Source organism: Variovorax sp. V118 (assembly GCF_041154445.1).
Lineage (GTDB): Bacteria > Pseudomonadota > Gammaproteobacteria > Burkholderiales > Burkholderiaceae_C > Variovorax > Variovorax boronicumulans.
Window position 1 is genome coordinate 1,776,903 of the sequence record NZ_AP028663.1, and the last position, 17,521, is coordinate 1,794,423.

Annotated in this window: 17 protein-coding genes; 11 read left to right on the forward strand and 6 right to left on the reverse strand. The window is 66.9% G+C overall.

The window, feature by feature from the left end; translation table 11 throughout:
• Positions 1 to 18 precede the first annotated feature (18 nt).
• Complete coding sequence (gene gabT, locus ACAM52_RS08005; protein ID WP_369646665.1) at positions 19 to 1,308, forward strand: 4-aminobutyrate--2-oxoglutarate transaminase; 1,290 nt, start codon at positions 19 to 21, stop codon at positions 1,306 to 1,308.
• Between the two features lie 4 nt (positions 1,309 to 1,312).
• Here gabT and ACAM52_RS08010 read toward each other — a convergent pair whose 3' ends face one another.
• The gene (locus tag ACAM52_RS08010) at positions 1,313 to 1,696 is read right to left on the reverse strand and encodes a response regulator (protein WP_062473196.1); all 384 of its coding nucleotides are present in this window, start codon (positions 1,694 to 1,696) and stop codon (positions 1,313 to 1,315) included.
• Positions 1,697 to 2,041: 345 nt separating this feature from the next.
• Positions 2,042 to 2,608 (reverse strand): hypothetical protein, encoded by a 567-nt coding sequence (locus ACAM52_RS08015; RefSeq protein WP_369646666.1) that lies wholly within the window; start codon positions 2,606 to 2,608, stop codon positions 2,042 to 2,044.
• A 354-nt stretch (positions 2,609 to 2,962) separates the two neighbouring features.
• Between ACAM52_RS08015 and dusA the strand changes: the two genes are divergently transcribed.
• A complete protein-coding gene (gene dusA / locus ACAM52_RS08020) occupies positions 2,963 to 3,949 on the forward strand; it encodes a tRNA dihydrouridine(20/20a) synthase DusA (RefSeq protein ID WP_369646667.1) in 987 nt (328 codons plus the stop codon).
• A 164-nt stretch (positions 3,950 to 4,113) separates the two neighbouring features.
• Entirely contained in the window at positions 4,114 to 4,899 is a 786-nt protein-coding gene (locus tag ACAM52_RS08025; RefSeq protein ID WP_062473201.1) for an IclR family transcriptional regulator, read from the forward strand.
• 130 nt (positions 4,900 to 5,029) lie between these two features.
• On the opposite strand, the gene ACAM52_RS08030 is transcribed toward ACAM52_RS08025, so the two are convergent.
• The gene (locus ACAM52_RS08030) at positions 5,030 to 5,677 is read right to left on the reverse strand and encodes a GntR family transcriptional regulator (protein ID WP_062473203.1); all 648 of its coding nucleotides are present in this window, start codon (positions 5,675 to 5,677) and stop codon (positions 5,030 to 5,032) included.
• A gap of 130 nt (positions 5,678 to 5,807) precedes the next feature.
• Between ACAM52_RS08030 and scpA the strand changes: the two genes are divergently transcribed.
• Genes scpA through ACAM52_RS08065 form a run of 7 tightly spaced genes read left to right on the forward strand, consistent with a single transcriptional unit; the run spans position 5,808 to position 14,703 of the window.
• Complete coding sequence (gene scpA / locus ACAM52_RS08035; protein ID WP_369646668.1) at positions 5,808 to 7,973, forward strand: methylmalonyl-CoA mutase; 2,166 nt, start codon at positions 5,808 to 5,810, stop codon at positions 7,971 to 7,973.
• An 11-nt stretch (positions 7,974 to 7,984) separates the two neighbouring features.
• Entirely contained in the window at positions 7,985 to 8,458 is a 474-nt protein-coding gene (locus ACAM52_RS08040) for a GNAT family N-acetyltransferase (RefSeq protein WP_062473207.1), read from the forward strand.
• Between the two features lie 44 nt (positions 8,459 to 8,502).
• Entirely contained in the window at positions 8,503 to 9,501 is a 999-nt protein-coding gene (meaB, locus tag ACAM52_RS08045; RefSeq protein WP_369647708.1) for a methylmalonyl Co-A mutase-associated GTPase MeaB, read from the forward strand.
• Positions 9,502 to 9,560: 59 nt separating this feature from the next.
• Positions 9,561 to 11,105 carry an acyl-CoA carboxylase subunit beta gene (locus ACAM52_RS08050; protein ID WP_062473211.1) on the forward strand — a complete coding sequence of 515 codons (1,545 nt, stop codon included), beginning with the start codon at positions 9,561 to 9,563 and terminating at the stop codon, positions 11,103 to 11,105.
• A gap of 21 nt (positions 11,106 to 11,126) precedes the next feature.
• A complete protein-coding gene (gene accC / locus ACAM52_RS08055) occupies positions 11,127 to 13,175 on the forward strand; it encodes an acetyl-CoA carboxylase biotin carboxylase subunit (RefSeq protein ID WP_095947173.1) in 2,049 nt (682 codons plus the stop codon).
• Entirely contained in the window at positions 13,175 to 14,212 is a 1,038-nt protein-coding gene (gene bioB, locus ACAM52_RS08060; protein ID WP_369646669.1) for a biotin synthase BioB, read from the forward strand. The genes accC and bioB overlap by 1 nt, the downstream gene beginning before the upstream one ends.
• On the forward strand, positions 14,209 to 14,703 hold the full coding sequence (locus tag ACAM52_RS08065; protein WP_369646670.1) for a VOC family protein: 495 nt from the start codon (positions 14,209 to 14,211) through the stop codon (positions 14,701 to 14,703). Before bioB ends, ACAM52_RS08065 begins: the two co-directional genes overlap by 4 nt.
• Here ACAM52_RS08065 and ACAM52_RS08070 read toward each other — a convergent pair.
• Positions 14,693 to 15,190 (reverse strand): Lrp/AsnC family transcriptional regulator, encoded by a 498-nt coding sequence (locus ACAM52_RS08070; RefSeq protein WP_062473217.1) that lies wholly within the window; start codon positions 15,188 to 15,190, stop codon positions 14,693 to 14,695. The two genes, ACAM52_RS08065 and ACAM52_RS08070, sit on opposite strands and share 11 nt — an antisense overlap.
• Positions 15,191 to 15,306: 116 nt before the next feature.
• On the opposite strand from ACAM52_RS08070, the gene yedA reads away from it, so the two are divergent.
• Positions 15,307 to 16,230 carry a drug/metabolite exporter YedA gene (gene yedA, locus ACAM52_RS08075; RefSeq protein ID WP_095947174.1) on the forward strand — a complete coding sequence of 308 codons (924 nt, stop codon included), beginning with the start codon at positions 15,307 to 15,309 and terminating at the stop codon, positions 16,228 to 16,230.
• 12 nt (positions 16,231 to 16,242) lie between these two features.
• On the opposite strand, the gene ACAM52_RS08080 is transcribed toward yedA, so the two are convergent.
• Positions 16,243 to 16,878, reverse strand: coding sequence for a LysE family translocator (locus ACAM52_RS08080; protein WP_369629168.1), 636 nt, complete (start codon positions 16,876 to 16,878; stop codon positions 16,243 to 16,245).
• On the reverse strand, positions 16,875 to 17,507 hold the full coding sequence (locus tag ACAM52_RS08085) for an RnfABCDGE type electron transport complex subunit B (RefSeq protein WP_369646671.1): 633 nt from the start codon (positions 17,505 to 17,507) through the stop codon (positions 16,875 to 16,877). The genes ACAM52_RS08080 and ACAM52_RS08085 overlap by 4 nt, the downstream gene beginning before the upstream one ends.
• Positions 17,508 to 17,521 lie beyond the last annotated feature (14 nt).

Consider the following 17,521-nt stretch of genomic DNA (forward strand, 5'->3'; position numbering starts at 1 on the left):
TATTTCTATTTTTTCTTCATGCTCACCCAAGTCACGACCAACGCGAGCCTGCAGGCCCGCAAGAACGCCGCCTGCGCGCAGGGCATCGGCACGCTCACGCCGCACTTCACCGCCCGCGCCGACAACGCCGAGCTGTGGGACGTGGAAGGCCGGCGCTTTGTCGACTTTGCCAGCGGCATCGCCACGCTCGCCACCGGCCATCGCCACCCGCGCATCGTGGCGGCGGTGCGTGCGCAGCTCGACGACTTTCACCACACCTGCTTCCACGTCACGCCGTATGAGGAATACGTGGCGCTGTGCGAGCAGCTGAACCGCCTCGTGCCCGGCCCCAGCGCCAAGAAGAGCGCGCTCTTCACGACCGGCGCCGAGGCCATCGAGAACGCGATGAAGGTGGCGCGCGCCGCCACGGGCCGCAGCGGCGTGGTGGCGTTCTCGGGCGCGTTCCACGGCCGCACCTTCATGGGCATGGCGCTCACCGGCAAGGTCGCGCCGTACAAGGCGGGCTTCGGCCCGATGCCGGGCGACGTGTGGCATGTGCCGTTCCCCGCCGCGCCGCTGGGCGTGACGGTGGACGACAGCATCGCGGCACTCGACCGGCTGTTCAAGACCGACGTCGATCCGCAGCGCGTGGCGGCGATCGTCATCGAACTGGTGCAGGGCGAGGGCGGCTTCTACGTGGCGCCGCCCGCGCTCATGGAGCACCTGCGCGCGGAATGCGACCGCCACGGCATCCTGCTGGTCGTCGACGAAATCCAGACCGGCTTCGGGCGCACCGGCAAGCTGTTTGCGCTGGAGCACTACGGCATCGAGGCCGACCTGGTCACGATCGCCAAGAGCCTGGCCGGCGGCTTTCCGCTGTCGGCCGTCACGGGGCGCGCCGAACTCATGGACGCCACGCGCGTCGGCAGCCTCGGCGGCACCTACGCGGGCAACCCGCTGGCGGTGGCCGCAGCGCTGGAGACGATGCGCGTGATCGAGGACGAAGGGCTGGTCGCGCGCGCCCGCATGCTCGGCGAACGATTGACGGCGCGCCTCGCGGCACTGCGCGCCGAGGTGCCGCGCATCTGCGACGTGCGCGGCCTGGGCGCGATGGTGGCGGTGGAGTTTCGCGATCCGCACAGCGGCGAGCCCGATGCCGAGTTCACGAAGCGCGTGCATGCGGCGGGGCTCGAGCGCGGTCTGCTGCTGCTGACCTGCGGCGTGCACGGCAACGTGGTGCGCTTCCTGTTTCCGCTCACCATTCCGGAGGCGGTGTTCGAAGAAGGGCTGGGGTTGCTGGCCGAATCGATTCGGGCGGCCAACGTCTGAACGACTAACGGCGCGGCGCAATGCCGAGCGTGCGGCAGAAGTCGTAGAAGTCTTCGAGCTGCAGCGACTTGTCGAAGACCGCATCGACGCCCGCCGACAGCGCGCCTTCACGCACCTCGGAGGTCGCGTGGTTCATGAACACCACGGTGCGCTGCGCGGGCGACTTGCGTTCCCTCAGGTGATTGGCAACCGTCAGCCCGTTGCCTTGCGCGAGGAACACGTCGATCACGGCGGCGTCCCAGGCGTCAGGGTTGGCATCGAGCCAGTCGATGGCTTCGTCGCTGCTGCTGGCGGTGGCGACGACCTCGCATCCGGAGAATTCCCTCAGTCCATCGGTCAGGGTGGTGGCGATCAGGGGGTTGTCTTCTATGAGGTAGATGCGGGTCATCGGTGCGTAGCCTGGAAATGAAATGCAACGGCTCGTCTGCGCTTGTGGCGCGGGTCTGCCGGGCCGGTCCATTGTCACGAGGCGAGGGCGGGGCGGAGTCGGACAACGCCGCCACATGGCGTCCCCCGCGCACGCGAAAGCGCTGTTTGTGCATTGCATCACTGGCGTACAAGACGCGGGCGCGGGGCGTGCCTATCGTGCGGGGCTTCTTTGACTCCGTCACGACAGGTTGTTTGATGTCGCCTTCTTCTTCGTCTTCCTTCGCGCCACCCTTCACCGCTTCGGGCCGCAGCGCGCTCGTGCAGGCGCCGCGTTGGCCGAACAGGCCTTCGACTCAGCTTCTATCTACGCAGCAAGCTGCCGATTCAAGGCATTGCCAATTCGGAGCATGTGGCCTTGGATTGCCTCGAACGATGTTTTCAGGAATGGAATTGCCCATCGCTGGGGCTGCCACGTTTCGTCGTACATGAAGCCTTCGAACTTGAGTCCGTGAGGCTGGTCGTCCTCGATGAAGCTGACGGAAATGGGCGCTCCCACGACGCTGCGATGCTTCGAGTGATTTACCAATGCAGCCACATATTTCAGGTCCGCGTTGTCGAACATCGCTTGAACTTCGGCCTTCAATGGGCCACTCGGGAGTAGTTTCTGGACCGCGTGTATCGAGACTCTGCGTGGCTCCAGCTGATCGAAATTCATTGCGAAGTAGATGACGTGCCCCAGCGTGTCTTCAGTCGCGTGTACGCATTGAAGGAAGGCCAGCAAGTTGGCCTCCGCCTCAGTGCGCCGATGATGAAAATCGTGGTACTCGGGTGTATCGCTATCAAGGATGTAGTTGAGAAGGACGTCGTTCGAATCGGCATCTTCGAGATCTGCTCCGACAAGGCGTTTGACCTCGCGGTAGTGGTACTTCATGAAGTCCTGTCTCTTGAGAACGGACTGGGCACAAGTGCCGGTTTTGAGTGACTGATCTCGTCCGTGAAGACGTTCAACGCTGGCGGTCAACTCCTTGAGACTCCACGTCGTGGGATTTGTGTTAGTCATCTTTCGTGGGGCTGGCGGCCAGTGTGTGGTCGATTGGCGGCATGCCAATTCGGCTGGGACCGAAGGGAAGTTGGACAATTGCCGACATTGGTTTGGTGATTGTGAGGCCCGAGGGGTCGATATTCGGTTCTGCTGCAGCGTGTCCTAGCTCTCCTGGGGGAGAGGAAATTGCAGCGACAGAGACCTGAAAATCACCGAGTGTGAAAGCTCTATAGAAAATATGTAATGGAATCAAAAGCTTGGAGCGGCAGGTTGTCGGTTGCACCCATGATGGAATGGACTGATAGCCATTGCCGCGTTTTCCATCGCCTCATGACGCGCCACGCATTGCTCTACACGGAGATGGTGACCACCGGCGCGCTGATCCACGGCGACGTGCCGCGCCACCTGCGCTTTCACGAAGAAGAACATCCCGTCGCGTTGCAGCTCGGCGGCAGCGAGCCGCACGACCTGGCCCATTGCGCGAAGCTCGGCGAGGAGTGGGGCTACGACGAGATCAACCTGAACTGCGGCTGCCCGAGCGAGCGCGTGCAGCGCGGCGCGTTCGGGGCCTGCCTCATGAACGAGCCGCAGCTGGTGGCCGATTGCGTGAAGGCGATGGTCGACGTGGTCGACGTGCCGGTCACGGTGAAGCACCGCATCGGCATCGACAAGATCGAGAGCTACGAGTTCGTGCGCGACTTTGTCGGCGCGGTGAGCGAGGCGGGCTGTGGCACTTTCATCGTGCACGCCCGCAACGCCTGGCTGCAGGGCCTGAGCCCGAAGCAGAACCGCGAGATTCCGCCGCTGCGCTATGCGCTGGTGCACCGCCTGAAGCACGACTTTCCGGCGCTGCAGTTTTCGATCAACGGCGGCATCGCCACTAACGCGCAGGTGCACGAGCACCTGCGGCTGCTCGACGGCGCCATGATTGGCCGCGAGGCGTACCACAACCCCTGGTGGCTGGCCGAATGGGACGCCGAGTTCTACGGCGACGCCCCGCAGACGCTCACGCGCGAGGACATCGAGGCGCGGATGTGCGACTACATGGTCCGCGAGGCGGCCGAGCACGGCACCAACTGGTGGTCGATCGCGCGTCACATGCTGGGTCTGCGCAACGGCCTGCCCGGCGCACGCCGCTGGCGCCAGGTCTGGAGCGACCACCGCCTGAAGACCCGCCCGCCGCACGAAGTGATGGCGCTGGCGCACGAACCTGCCGCTCAGGTCGCCTGAATTCCGGCCTCGCCGCCCCGACTTTGTAGACAGTCAACACAATTGAGCGAAGTTGACGCTCGATGGAACACAGTTTCATGACAATGCAACAACAAGTGTGAGCGAAGCACCTGTTTTTGCTCAAGAATAAGGCGGTCAGGGAAACAAGAAAAAGGTTCTGTCTTATGAGTGAAGCTGCAGGCAGCAAGGAAGAAGTCAGTGCGCTTGCCAGGGGGTTGTCGCTGCTGAAGGTCATCGGGATGGCGGCAGCGCCCGTCGGAAACCGGGAATTGGCCGACACGACCGGCATTCCGAAGGCCACGGTGTCGCGCCTCACGGCGACGTTGGTGGGGGCGGGGTATCTGCGGCAGTCGCAAGACAGCGAGCGTTTCAGCCTGGGGCCGGTGTTGCTCGACATGAGCAGCCGCTACCTGCGCAATTTCGACCTGAGGGCGCTGGCGCGTCCCCATCTGAGCAACCTGGCCGAACTGTCGGGCGCCAGCATCCACATGGCGGTGCGCGACGACCTGGACATGCTGGTCATCGATTCGCTGCGCCCGCGCTCGGCGCTCATCAGCTCCCGCATCGACGTCGGCTCGCGCATGTCCATCGCCACCTCCGCCTCCGGCCGCGCCTACATCGGAGCCTTGCCAGGGCCCGAGCAGTCGGCATTGCTGGAGCAGATCCGCCTCGAAACCGGCGAGAACTGGCACGCCATCGAGCCGCGCCTCATCGCCAGCCTTGAAGAGCACGCCCGCCTGGGCTACTGCACCTCCTTCGGCGAATGGAACCCCCAGATCCACGCCCTGGGCTTCGCGCTCGAAGGCCCGCGCGGCGAACGCTACGGCGTGAGCTGTGGCGGCCCCGCCTACCTGCTGCCGAGGGAAGCCATGCTCAGCCGTGTCGCCCCGCGCATGCTGGAAATCGCCCAGCGCATCGCGACAGAGGCAGGGACCCTCACACTGGGCTGAACGAGGCCGCGCCCAGAGGCGCAGGCCCTTTCGTGAGACGCCGCGGAACCGGCTCTGCCGGGCCGCAGGCGTCGCCCCCGGAAGGGGGTTGGCGAAGCGACACGAAGTGCGCGAAGCCTGGGGGAGAGCCCTATACAGCGGCTTCCAGGCCGTTGAGGAAGTGCTCGCGCATGCGCGCCATGGCCGTAGCCGCGTCGCGCGCCTCGATGGCCGCCATCACCGCGCGGTGCTCCGCCAGCGACTCGCCAATGCGCCCCGCCTTCAGCAGCGAGTTGTGGCGATTCAACTTCATCACCTTGCGCAGGTCGGCCACCATCTGGTCGCGCCACTTGTTGTTGGCAATGGCCAGCAGGCTCATGTGGAAGCGCTCGTTCACCGCAAAGAAGTGCTCGCGGTCTTCCTTGCCGGGGGCGGCGGCGGCCTCCAGCTCGGCGTGCAGGGCCTTCAGCTCGGCGCGCTGGGCGTCGGTGGCGCGCTCGGCCACCACGCCGGCGGCGTCGCTCTCTAGCAGCGAGAGCAGGTGGTACACGTCGGCCAGGTCCTGCTCCGACACCTCGGTGACGTACGCGCCGCGCCGCACCTTCATCGTCACCAGCCCTTCGGCGGCCAGCACCTTCAGCGCCTCGCGCAGGGGCGTGCGGCTGATGCCGTATTCCTCGGCCAGCTTGAGCTCGTCGATCCAGCTGCCCGGCTCCAGCTCGCGGCGGAAGATCCGCTGGCGCAGGAGCTCGGCCACCTCTTCATAGAGGGCGCGGGGGGTCAGGGTGACGGCGGACATGGGCTGAACTGTACTTCAAAATCGCGTTTGAATTAATAATTACAGATGGGTTAGACTTGTGAACGGCTTGCAAATCCGTGCAAGCGACCTTGCGAATCCCGTCAGACCACCGCCTGGAGCGGCGCCTTCCATGAGCAGCAGCACACCCGAACCCACCTACAAGCCGGCCGATCTCGACGCCTGGGCCAAGTCCGCCGCCAAGTCGGCGCCCGGCGGCGACGTGAATGCGCTGAACTGGATCACGCCCGACGGCATCAGCGTGAAGCCGCTGTACACCGCGGCCGACCTGCAAGGCCTGAAGTACACCGACACGCTGCCCGGCTTCGAGCCCTACCTGCGCGGCCCGCAGGCCACCATGTACGCGGTGCGCCCCTGGACCATCCGCCAGTACGCCGGCTTTTCCACCGCCGAAGAATCGAACGCGTTCTACCGCAAGGCGCTGGCCGCCGGCGGGCAGGGCGTGAGCGTGGCCTTCGACCTGGCCACCCACCGCGGCTACGACAGCGACCATCCGCGCGTGACCGGCGACGTCGGCAAGGCCGGCGTGGCGATCGATTCGGTCGAGGACATGAAGATCCTGTTCGACCAGATCCCGCTCGACAAGGTGAGCGTGTCCATGACGATGAACGGCGCCGTGCTGCCGGTGCTCGCGGGCTACGTGGTCGCGGCCGAAGAGCAGGGCGTGGCGCAAGACCAGCTCAGCGGAACCATCCAGAACGACATCCTCAAGGAGTTCATGGTCCGCAACACGTACATCTTTCCGCCTGCGCCGAGCATGCGGATCATTGGCGACATCATCGAGTACACGGCGCAGAAGATGCCGAAGTTCAACTCGATCTCGATCAGCGGCTATCACATGCAGGAAGCCGGCGCCAACCAGGCGCTGGAGCTCGCGTTCACGCTGGCCGACGGCAAGGAATACGTGAAGACCGCGCTGGCCAAGGGCCTGGACGTCGACGGCTTTGCCGGCCGCCTGAGCTTCTTCTGGGCCATCGGCATGAACTTCTACCTCGAGGTGGCCAAGATGCGCGCGGCGCGCCTCCTGTGGTGCCGCATCATGAAGGAGTTCAACCCCAAGAACCCCAAGAGCCTGATGCTGCGTACGCACTGCCAAACGTCTGGCTGGTCGCTCACCGAACAGGACCCGTACAACAACGTGGTGCGCACCACCATCGAGGCGATGGCTGCGGTGTTCGGCGGCACGCAGTCGCTGCACACCAACGCGCTCGACGAAGCCATTGCGCTGCCCACCGAGTTCAGCTCGCGCATCGCGCGCAACACGCAGCTCATCATCCAGGAAGAGACGCACATCACGAACGTGATCGACCCCTGGGCCGGCAGCTACATGATGGAAAAGCTCACGCAGGACATGGCCGACGCCGCCTGGACCATCATCGAAGAGGTCGAGGCGATGGGTGGCATGACCAAGGCCGTCGACAGCGGCTGGGCCAAGCTCAAGATCGAGGCCGCCGCTGCCGAGAAGCAGGCACGCATCGATTCGGGCAAGGACGTGATCGTCGGCGTCAACAAGTACAAGCTCAAGAGCGAAGATGCGATCGACAGCCTGTCGATCGACAACGTGAAGGTGCGCGACCAGCAGGTGGCGCGCCTGCAGAGCATCCGCGCCTCGCGCGACAACGCCAAGGTGCAGGCCGCGCTCGACGCGCTCACCGACGCCGCCGAGAACAACACCGGCAACCTGCTGGCGCTGAGCATCGACGCGGTGCGTGCCCGCGCCACCGTCGGCGAGATTTCCGACGCCCTCGAAAAATCCTTCGGCCGCCATCGCGCCGACACGCAGAAGGTGACCGGTGTGTACGCTGCCGCCTATGACTCGGCCGAAGGCTGGGAAGCGCTGAAGACCGAGATCAACGACTTCGCCGAAGCGCAGGGCCGCCGCCCGCGCGTGATGATTTCCAAGCTGGGCCAGGACGGGCACGACCGCGGCGCGAAGGTCGTCGCCACCGCGTTCGCCGATCTCGGCTTCGACGTCGACATGGGCCCGCTGTTCCAGACGCCCGAAGAATGCGCGCGGCAAGCGATTGAAAACGACGTGCACGCCGTGGGCGTGAGCACGCTCGCCGCCGGCCACAAGACTCTTGTGCCGGCCATCATCGAAGAACTGCGCAAGCAGGGCGCGGACGACATCATCGTCTTCGTCGGCGGCGTGATTCCGCGCCAGGACTACGACTTCCTGTACGAAGCCGGCGTCAAGGGCATCTACGGCCCGGGCACGCCCATCCCGGCCAGCGCCAAGGACGTGCTGGAGCAGATCCGCGCGGCCGTCGCAGTCTGAGACGAGTCGACGTGGGCGATCTCTTGTCGCGGCTGTCGCTGCAGCCCGTGGATTCCAGCGATTTCGAAGACATGCTGGCCGTGCGCATCGATGCGATGCGTCCGAGCCTGGAGCGCGTCGGCCGTTTCGACCTCACGCGCTCGCGCGAGCGCCTGTCGGCCGGTTTCGTGGTGCCGTACATGCACCACATCGTGCTCGACGGTGAGCAGCGCCTGGGCTTCATCACGCTCAAGCCCGAGGACGCGGATGCGCTGCGCCTCGATCACCTGTACCTGCGCACCGGCTTCCAGGGGCGCGGCATCGGCGAATGGGCGCTGCGCTGGGCCAAGGCGCAGGCGCGCGAACAGAAGCTGGACATCAAGCTCACCGCGCTCGTGCAGAGCGACGCCAACCGCTTCTACCAGCGGCACGGCTTCGTGCTCGAAGGCGAAGAGGGCGTCGACCTGCACTACCGCTGGCGCGTGGCGTCGGAGGCCGCGTGCTGAACACCGTCGGCGCGCTCGAACGCGCGCTCGCCGATGCGCCGGGCATGGCGCAGCGGCGTGCCATCGCCAAGGCGATCACGCTGCTCGAATCGACGCGCGCCGACCACCGCGCGCAGGCCGACGAACTGCTCACGGCGCTGTTGCCGCGCACCGGCCAGTCGTTCCGCCTGGGCATCTCGGGCGTGCCCGGCGTGGGCAAGTCGACCTTCATCGAAACGCTGGGCCTGCTGCTGATCGGCAAGGGCCACCGCGTGGCGGTGCTCACCATCGACCCGTCGTCCACCGTGTCGGGCGGCTCCATCCTGGGCGACAAGACGCGCATGGAGCGCCTGTCGGTGCACGAGCGCGCCTACATCCGGCCCAGCCCTTCGAGCGGCACGCTCGGCGGCGTGGCCGAGAAGACGCGCGAGGCCATGCTGGTCTGCGAGGCGGCGGGCTACGACATCGTCATCGTCGAGACCGTGGGTGTGGGCCAGAGCGAAACGGCGGTGGCCGGCATGACCGACATGTTCGTGCTGCTGCAACTGCCCAACGCGGGCGACGACCTGCAGGCGATCAAGAAGGGCGTGATGGAGCTGGCCGACCTGGTCGCCATCAACAAGGCCGACATCGACCGCGACGCCGCCACGCGCGCGCAGGCCCAGATCACCTCGGCGCTGCGCCTGTTCGGCCACCAGGGCAACCCCGACCATGCGCACGCCGTGCACGACGCGCACAGCGGCGTGGAGCGCCGCTTCTGGCTGCCCAAGGTGCTGCAGCTGAGCGCGCTCGCCGGCACCGGCGTCGACGCCTTCTGGGACGCCGTGCTCGAATTCAAGGCGCTGCAGACCGCCAACGGCAAGCTCGCCAAGCGCCGCGAAAAACAGGCGACCGCGTGGATGTGGGAACGCATCGACGCCGGGCTCAAGCAGGCGTTCCGCCAGCACGCGCAGGTGCGCGAGCTGCTGCCGCAACTCACGCAGCAGGTGGCCCAGGGCAGCCTGCCGGCCTCGACGGCGGCGCGCCAGCTGCTCGCCGCGGCCGCCATCACCGCCCGGGTGTGACACCCCGGCCCCCACAAGACTCTCCCAGCAATCCAGAACCACAGCTTCGGAAGCACACCATGCAAGAACTGATCGAACAACTCGAAAAGAAGCGCGCCCAGGCGCGACTCGGCGGCGGGCAGAAGCGCATCGACGCGCAGCACGCCAAGGGCAAGCTCACGGCGCGCGAGCGCATCGAGCTGCTGCTCGACGACGGCACGTTTGAAGAGTGGGACATGTTCGTCGAGCACCGCTCGGTCGACTTCGGCATGGCCGAGCAGAAGATCCCCGGCGACGGCGTGGTCACGGGCTACGGCATGATCAACGGCCGCCTCGTGTTCGTGTTCAGCCAGGACTTCACGGTCTTCGGCGGCGCGCTCAGCGAAGCTCACGCCGAGAAGATCTGCAAGGTGATGGACCAGGCCATGAAGGTCGGCGCACCGGTCATCGGCCTGAACGATTCGGGTGGCGCCCGCATCCAGGAAGGCGTGGCCTCGCTGGGTGGCTATGCCGACGTGTTCCAGCGCAACGTGATGGCCTCGGGCGTGGTGCCGCAGATCAGCATGATCATGGGCCCGTGCGCGGGCGGCGCCGTGTATTCGCCCGCCATGACCGACTTCATCTTCATGGTGAAGGACAGCAGCTACATGTTCGTCACCGGCCCCGAGGTGGTGAAGACCGTGACGCATGAGAGCGTGACGGCCGAAGAGCTGGGCGGCGCCATCACCCACACCACGCGCAGCGGCGTGGCCGACATGGCGTTCGAGAACGACGTCGAGGCGCTGATGATGCTGCGCCGCCTGTACAACTACCTGCCGCTGAACAACCGCGAGAAGCCGCCGGTGCGCCTGGGCAACGACGGCCAGGGCGATCCGGCCGACCGGCCCGACTACTCGCTGGACACGCTGGTGCCCGACAACCCGAACAAGCCCTACGACATCAAGGAACTGATCCTGAAGGTGGTGGACGACGGCGACTTCTTCGAGCTGCAGCCCGACTACGCGAAGAACATCGTGATCGGCTTCGCGCGCATGGAAGGCCAGACGGTCGGCATCGTGGCCAACCAGCCGCTGGTGCTGGCGGGTTGCCTGGACATCAAGAGCAGCATCAAGGCCGCGCGCTTCGTGCGTTTTTGCGATGCCTTCAACATCCCCGTCATCACTTTTGTCGACGTGCCCGGCTTCATGCCCGGCACCGGCCAGGAGTACGGCGGCATCATCAAGCACGGCGCCAAGCTGCTGTATGCGTACGCGGAGTGCACGGTGCCCAAGATCACCGTCATCACGCGCAAGGCCTACGGCGGCGCGTACGACGTGATGGCCTCCAAGCATCTGCGCGGCGACGTCAACCTGGCCTGGCCGCGCGCCGAGATCGCGGTGATGGGTGCCAAGGGTGCGGTGGAGATCATCTTCCGCGAAGACAAGAACGACCCCGAGAAGCTCGCCGCCCGCGAGGCCGAGTACAAGGCCCGCTTCGCCAACCCGTACGTGGCCGGCGCGCGCGGCTACATCGACGACGTGATCCTGCCGCACGAGACGCGCAAGCGCATCTGCCGCTCGCTCGTGATGCTGCGCGAGAAGAAGCTCGAGAACCCGTGGCGCAAGCACGGAAACATTCCGCTCTGAGCCGCACGGAGAAAGAAGAACATGTTCAAGAAGATCCTGATTGCGAACCGCGGCGAAATCGCTTGCCGTGTGATCCAGACCGCCAAGAAGATGGGCATCCTCACGGTGGCCGTCTACTCCGACGCCGACAAGGAAGCCCGCCACGTCGAGCTGGCCGACGAGGCCGTGCACATCGGCGCCGCGCCCAGCCGCGAAAGTTATCTGCAGGCCGACCGCATCATCGCGGCCTGCAAGAAAACGGGCGCCGAAGCCGTGCACCCGGGCTACGGCTTCCTGTCGGAGAACGAAGCCTTTGCGCGCAAGGTCGAGGAAGAGGGCATTGCCTTCATCGGCCCGAAGCACTATTCGATCGCGGCCATGGGCGACAAGATCGCCTCGAAGAAGCTCGCGAACGAAGCCCAGGTCAACACCATTCCCGGCTGGAACGACGCCATCGAGACGGCCGAGCGCGCCGTCGAGATCGCCAAGGACATCGGCTACCCGGTGATGATCAAGGCCTCGGCCGGCGGCGGCGGCAAGGGCCTGCGCGTGGCCTTCAACGACAAGGAAGCCTTCGAGGGTTTCACTTCTTGCCGCAACGAGGCGCGCAACAGCTTCGGCGACGACCGCGTGTTCATCGAGAAGTTCGTCGAGGAGCCGCGCCACATCGAGATCCAGGTGCTGGGCGATTCGCACGGCAACGTCATCTACCTGAACGAGCGCGAGTGCTCCATTCAGCGCCGCCACCAGAAGGTGATCGAGGAGGCGCCGTCGCCCTTCATCACCGACGCCACGCGCAAGGCGATGGGCGAGCAGGCCGTGGCGCTGGCCAAGGCCGTGAAGTACCAGAGCGCGGGCACGGTGGAGTTCGTGGTCGGCAAGGACCAGAGCTTCTACTTCCTGGAGATGAACACGCGCCTGCAGGTGGAGCACCCGGTTACGGAGTGCATCACCGGCCTGGACCTCGTCGAGCTGATGATCCGCGTGGCGGCCGGCGAGAAGCTGCCGCTGGCGCAGGCCGACGTGAAGCGCGACGGCTGGGCCATCGAGTGCCGCATCAATGCCGAAGACCCGTTCCGCAACTTCCTGCCCTCGACGGGCCGGCTGGTGAAATTCCAGCCGCCGGCCGAGAGCATGTTCGCGAGCGACACCGGCCACCTGCACGGCGTGCGCGTGGACACCGGCGTGTACGACGGCGGCGAGATCCCGATGTACTACGACTCGATGATCGCCAAGCTCATCGTGCACGGCAAGGACCGCAACGAGGCCATCGCGCTCATGCGCGAGGCGCTCAACGGCTTCGTGATCCGCGGCATCAGCAGCAACATCCCGTTCCAGGCCGCGCTGCTGGCGCATCCGAAGTTCGTGGCGGGCGATTTCAACACCGGCTTCATCGCCGAGCACTACGGCAAGGGCTTCCACGCGGAAGACGTGCCGCACGCCGACCCGGCGTTCCTGGTGGCACTGGCCGCCTTCGTCAACCGCCGCTACCGCGCGCGCGCCTCGGGCATCAGCGGGCAGCTGGCGGGCCACGGCGTGAAGGTGGGCGAGCAGTTCGTGGTGGTCGAGCTGGGCCCCGAGGGCAAGCACGTGCACCACGCCGTGTCGGTGAGCGACTTCCAGGACAAGACCGGTGCCAGCGCCGTCACGGTGGGCGACAAGCGCTACCAGATCGAGAGCGACTTCGCACTCGGCGCGGTGCGCGTGCAGGGCACGGCCAACGGCAAGCCCTTCACGGCGCAGGTGGAGCGCGGCGCGGGCAAGAACCCGCTGGCGCTGCGCGTGTCGCACGACGGCACGCAGATCGAGACCATGGTGCTGTCGCCGCTGGGCGCGCGCCTGCTCGAGCTGATGCCCTACAAGGCACCGCCCGACCTGAGCAAGTTCCTGATGTCGCCGATGCCGGGCCTCCTGGTCGAGGTGTCGGTGCAGCCGGGGCAGCAGGTCCAGGCCGGCGAGAAGCTGGCCGTGATCGAGGCCATGAAGATGGAAAACGTACTGTTCGCCACGCAGGACGGCGTGGTGGGCAAGATCTCGGCGGCCAAGGGCGAATCGCTCGCCGTCGACCAAATCATTCTGGAGTTCAACTGATGGGTGCCAACGACCTGCAACAAGCGGCAATCACGCTGCACCGCCCGGCCAAGACCGTGGCGACGCCCCAGGGCCCCTGGTCCGTGGAGGCCATCCAGGCGCTGCTCGACAAGCCTTTCATGGAACTGCTGTTCGAGGCGCAGACCGTGCACCGTCGGCATTTCCCCGAAGGCGACATCGAGCTGGCCACGCTGCTGTCGGTGAAGACCGGCGGCTGCCCCGAGAACTGCGGCTACTGCCCGCAGTCGGCCGAGTTCGACACCGGCGTGAAGGCGCAAAAGCTGATGGAGGTCGACGAGGTGGTGCGCGCCGCGCAGGCCGCCAAGGACGCCGGCGCCACGCGCTTTTGCATGGGCGCCGCCTGGCGCGCGCCCAAGGACCGCGACGTCGAGAAGGTGGCGGTGCTGGTCGAGGCCGTGAAGGGCCTGGGCCTGCAGACCTGCGCCACGCTGGGCATGCTGGAGCCGCACCACGCGCAGCAGCTCAAGGCTGCGGGCCTCGATTACTACAACCACAACCTGGACACCGCGCCCGAGTACTACACCGACGTGGTCGACACGCGCACCTACCAGGACCGCCTGGACACGCTGGCAGCCGTGCGCAGCGCCGGCATCAGCGTGTGCTGCGGCGGCATCGTGGGCATGGGCGAGCAGCCCGTGCACCGCGCCGGGCTGATCGCGCAACTCGCGAACATGGACCCGTACCCGGAGTCGGTGCCGATCAACAGCCTGGTGCGCGTGCCCGGCACGCCGCTGGCCGACTCGGAGCCGGTCGATCCCTTCGACTTCGTGCGCATGATCGCCGTGGCGCGCATCACGATGCCGACCGCGCGCGTGCGCCTGTCGGCCGGCCGCCAGCAGATGGGCGAGGCGGTGCAGGCCCTGTGCTTCATGGCCGGCGCCAACTCGATCTTCTACGGCGACAAGCTGCTGGTCACCGGCAACCCCGACGTCGATGCCGACGTGCAGCTGCTGCGCAAGCTCGGTCTGCGCTCGCACCGCACGCAGGAGCAGGCGGAAGAAGGCGGCTGCGCATGACCGCGCCCGCCACGCCGCGTCCCTTCAAGGTGCTGGGCATCCAGCAGATCGCCATCGGCGGCCCCGACAAGCTGCGCCTGCAGAAGCTGTGGGTCGACATGCTGGGGCTCGAGGTGACGGGCACCTTCCGCAGCGAGCGCGAGAACGTCGACGAAGACATCTGCTCGATGGGCAGCGGCCCGTTCAAGGTCGAGGTCGACCTGATGCAGCCGCTGGACCCCGAGAAGAAGCCGGCGGTGCACACCACGCCGCTGAACCACGTCGGCCTGTGGATCGACGACCTGCCCAAGGCCGTCGAATGGCTCACGGCGCAGGGCGTGCGCTTTGCGCCGGGCGGCATCCGCAAGGGCGCGGCCGGTTTCGACATCTGCTTCCTGCACCCCAAGGCCAACGACGAGTTCCCGATCTCGGGCGAGGGCGTGCTGGTCGAGATGGTGCAGGCGCCACCCGAGGTGGTGACGGCCTTCAACGCGCTCGCCGCTACGCGCTGAGCGCCTTGCGCACCGGCGGCTTCACGTCGGCGCGCTGCGGCGGCAGCATCGGCTGGTGCTCGCGCGCCGGGTTCAGGATGATCGAGGTCGCGGTCTCGGTCAGGATGCAGAACTTGGCGAGCACCGCATCGAGGTGCGGCACGTCGATCACCGCGATCTCGAGGATCCAGCTGTCCTCGCCGGTCACGTTGTAGGCATTGACGCACTCGGGCGTCTCCTGCACCAGCTTCACCACGAGGTCGTAGTCGGCGCGCCCGACGCGGATGATCCCGCGGATGCCGTAGCCCAGCCGTGTGAGGTTCACGGTGGCGCGGTAGCCGGTGATGACGCCGGCGGCTTCCAGCTTTTTCACGCGCTCGGTCACGGCCGGCTGGCTCAGGTGCACGCGGCGGCCCAGCTCGGCCATGCTCAGGCGCGCGTCGGCCTGCAGTTCGGCCAGGATGCGGGTGTCGTGGGCGTCCAGCGTGGGGGTCAAGGTGAAGTCCATGGAAGTCCTTTAAATCGACGGTGCGGTGCGAGCAGAACCATGAAATTCGCATGGCTGCCGGGCGGTGGCTTTCATACCATGACGGGCATCCGATACCAAGAAGAGACACCCTCGATATGTCGACACTCGCCACGCCCGCGCAGGCCGCGCCTGCCGCTTCCTCCTCGCGCCCCCGGCTGACGCCGCTGCTGTGGCTGTGCCTGGCCGCCACCTGGGTGGTCTGGGGCTCGACCTACCTGGCCATCAAGTACGCGCTGATCAGCTTTCCGCCGTTCCTGCAGATGGGCTCGCGCTTCCTGGTCGCGGGCGTGCTGCTGGCGGCGTGGATGCGCTGGCGCGGCACGCCCTGGCCGACGCGCCTCCAATGGCGCAATGCGCTGGTCGTCGGGGCGCTGATGCTCGGCGGCGGCATGGGTGGCACGGCGCTGGCCGAGGTGTCGATCGGCTCGGGGCTGGTGGTGGCGTTCATTGCCGTCATTCCGTTGCTGATTGCTCTGTTGAACCTGATCTGGGGCGTGAAGCCGGCGCGGCTCGAAGCGGCGGGCATTGCGCTGGGGCTCGTCGGCGTGCTGATGCTCACGCAGGGCAGCGGCTTCAAGGCCTCGCCCGAAGGGCTGGTGGCGATCTGCGTGGCCTGCATCTGCTGGTCACTCGGCAGCGTGCTGAGCCAGCGCAAGCTGCCGCTGGCGCCCGGCGCGATGGGCTTCGCGAGCGAGATGCTGTGCGGCGGCGTGGTGCTCATGGTGCTGGCCGCGGTATCGGGCGAAACGATGCGCTGGCCGCCGCAGCCGGTGGCGCTGGGGGCGTGGGTCTACCTCGTGGTGTTCGGCTCGCTGATCGCGTTCAACGCCTACATGGTGCTGCTCGCGCAGGCGCCGGCCGGGCTCGCGGCGAGCTACACCTTCGTCAACCCGGTGATCGCGATGCTGCTGGGCGTGTGGATCGCCCACGAGACGGTCACGCGCTTCGAGTGGTACGCCGTGGGCGTGGTGCTGGCGGGCGTGCTGCTGTTGCTGTTCAAGCGCCCGCAGAAGGGCTGAGTTCGACGAGGCTCAGGCGGGGCGGCGCCAGAAGGCGAGGGTGGCGGCCAGCAGCCACATGCCGACGGCACAGCTGCGGTTGAGCACCTTGAGGCCACGGCGCGAGAGCCAGCGCACGGCCTGCGTGCCGGCGCCGGCATAGGCCAGCATCACGCAGGTGTCGAGCGCCACGAAGATCGCGCCCAGCACCAGGTACTGCATGCCCTGGGGCTTGGCCGTGTCGATGAACTGGGGCAGGAAGGCGGCGAAGAACAGCACCGTCTTCGGGTTCGACAGCGCCACCATGAGGCTGCGCACGAGGGCGATGCGCCCATGTGGACGGACCTCGATGGCCGACTTGGCCAGTGCCGTGCCCAGGTCGGTCGCTTCGCTGCGCCACAGCTTGATGCCGAGCCACACCAGGTAGGCCACGCCCGCGACGCGGATCGCGTTGAAGAGCCACTCCGAGGCCGCGAGCAGCGAGCCCAGCCCGAGCGCCACGACCGCGATCAGCGAGACGCTGCCCAGCGACGCGCCCGCGATGCCCCAGCTGGCGCGGCGCATGCCGCCGTCGATGCCGTTGGACAGCGCCAGCAACATGGTCGGACCGGGAATCACCGCCAGGGCGAGCGAGGCGACGGCATAGATCAGCAGGGTGTCGAGGGTCATGGTTTGGTGGCGGCCTGGCGTTGTTCGGCGGCGGCACGGGCACGCGCCAGCGCGGCTTCGACGATAGAGCGCTTGCGCGTGTCGGCGGCTTGCGGTTCGGCGGCGGCGGGGGGCGGCTCAGCCTCGCGCTTCGCGGTGTCACGATGTTGGGCGTGCAGCTTGTAGCGCTGCAGTGCGGCCTCGGCTTGTGCCTGCGACCACGCCTGCCAGCCGCTGCGGCCAGGGGTTTCAATCTCGAGCGAAATGCAATCGACCGGGCAGACCGGAATGCACAGCTCGCAGCCCGTGCAGTGCGCCTCGATCACCGTGTGCATGCGCTTGTTGATGCCGATGATCGCGTCGGTCGGGCAGGCGTCGAGGCAGAGCGTGCAGCCGATGCACCACGCCTCGTCGATGACCGCCATGGCACGCGGGCCCTCGGTGCCGAACTGCGGATCGAGCGGCAGCGCGGGGCGGCCGGTGAGCAGCGCGAGGCGCTCGATGCCTTCGGCGCCGCCCGGCGGGCACTGGTTGATGCTGGCCTCGCCGTCGGCGATGGCCTGCGCGTAGCCTGCGCAATCCGGGTAGCCGCACCGTGTGCACTGCGTCTGAGGCAGTGCGTCGTTGATGCGTGCGGCCAGCCCGTTCACGGTGGGTGATGCGC

What these genes read in the sequence shown, in the direction of transcription:
- gabT (WP_369646665.1), top strand. Translation starts at nt 19, where the DNA reads ATGCTCACCCAAGTCACGACCAACGCGAGCCTGCAGGCCCGCAAGAAC.
- ACAM52_RS08010 (WP_062473196.1), bottom strand. Translation starts at nt 1,696, where the DNA reads ATGACCCGCATCTACCTCATAGAAGACAACCCCCTGATCGCCACCACC.
- ACAM52_RS08015 (WP_369646666.1), bottom strand. Translation starts at nt 2,608, where the DNA reads ATGAAGTACCACTACCGCGAGGTCAAACGCCTTGTCGGAGCAGATCTC.
- dusA (WP_369646667.1), top strand. Translation starts at nt 2,963, where the DNA reads ATGGAATCAAAAGCTTGGAGCGGCAGGTTGTCGGTTGCACCCATGATG.
- ACAM52_RS08025 (WP_062473201.1), top strand. Translation starts at nt 4,114, where the DNA reads ATGAGTGAAGCTGCAGGCAGCAAGGAAGAAGTCAGTGCGCTTGCCAGG.
- ACAM52_RS08030 (WP_062473203.1), bottom strand. Translation starts at nt 5,677, where the DNA reads ATGTCCGCCGTCACCCTGACCCCCCGCGCCCTCTATGAAGAGGTGGCC.
- scpA (WP_369646668.1), top strand. Translation starts at nt 5,808, where the DNA reads ATGAGCAGCAGCACACCCGAACCCACCTACAAGCCGGCCGATCTCGAC.
- meaB (WP_369647708.1), top strand. Translation starts at nt 8,503, where the DNA reads ATGGCGCAGCGGCGTGCCATCGCCAAGGCGATCACGCTGCTCGAATCG.
- ACAM52_RS08050 (WP_062473211.1), top strand. Translation starts at nt 9,561, where the DNA reads ATGCAAGAACTGATCGAACAACTCGAAAAGAAGCGCGCCCAGGCGCGA.
- accC (WP_095947173.1), top strand. Translation starts at nt 11,127, where the DNA reads ATGTTCAAGAAGATCCTGATTGCGAACCGCGGCGAAATCGCTTGCCGT.
- bioB (WP_369646669.1), top strand. Translation starts at nt 13,175, where the DNA reads ATGGGTGCCAACGACCTGCAACAAGCGGCAATCACGCTGCACCGCCCG.
- ACAM52_RS08065 (WP_369646670.1), top strand. Translation starts at nt 14,209, where the DNA reads ATGACCGCGCCCGCCACGCCGCGTCCCTTCAAGGTGCTGGGCATCCAG.
- ACAM52_RS08070 (WP_062473217.1), bottom strand. Translation starts at nt 15,190, where the DNA reads ATGGACTTCACCTTGACCCCCACGCTGGACGCCCACGACACCCGCATC.
- yedA (WP_095947174.1), top strand. Translation starts at nt 15,307, where the DNA reads ATGTCGACACTCGCCACGCCCGCGCAGGCCGCGCCTGCCGCTTCCTCC.
- ACAM52_RS08080 (WP_369629168.1), bottom strand. Translation starts at nt 16,878, where the DNA reads ATGACCCTCGACACCCTGCTGATCTATGCCGTCGCCTCGCTCGCCCTG.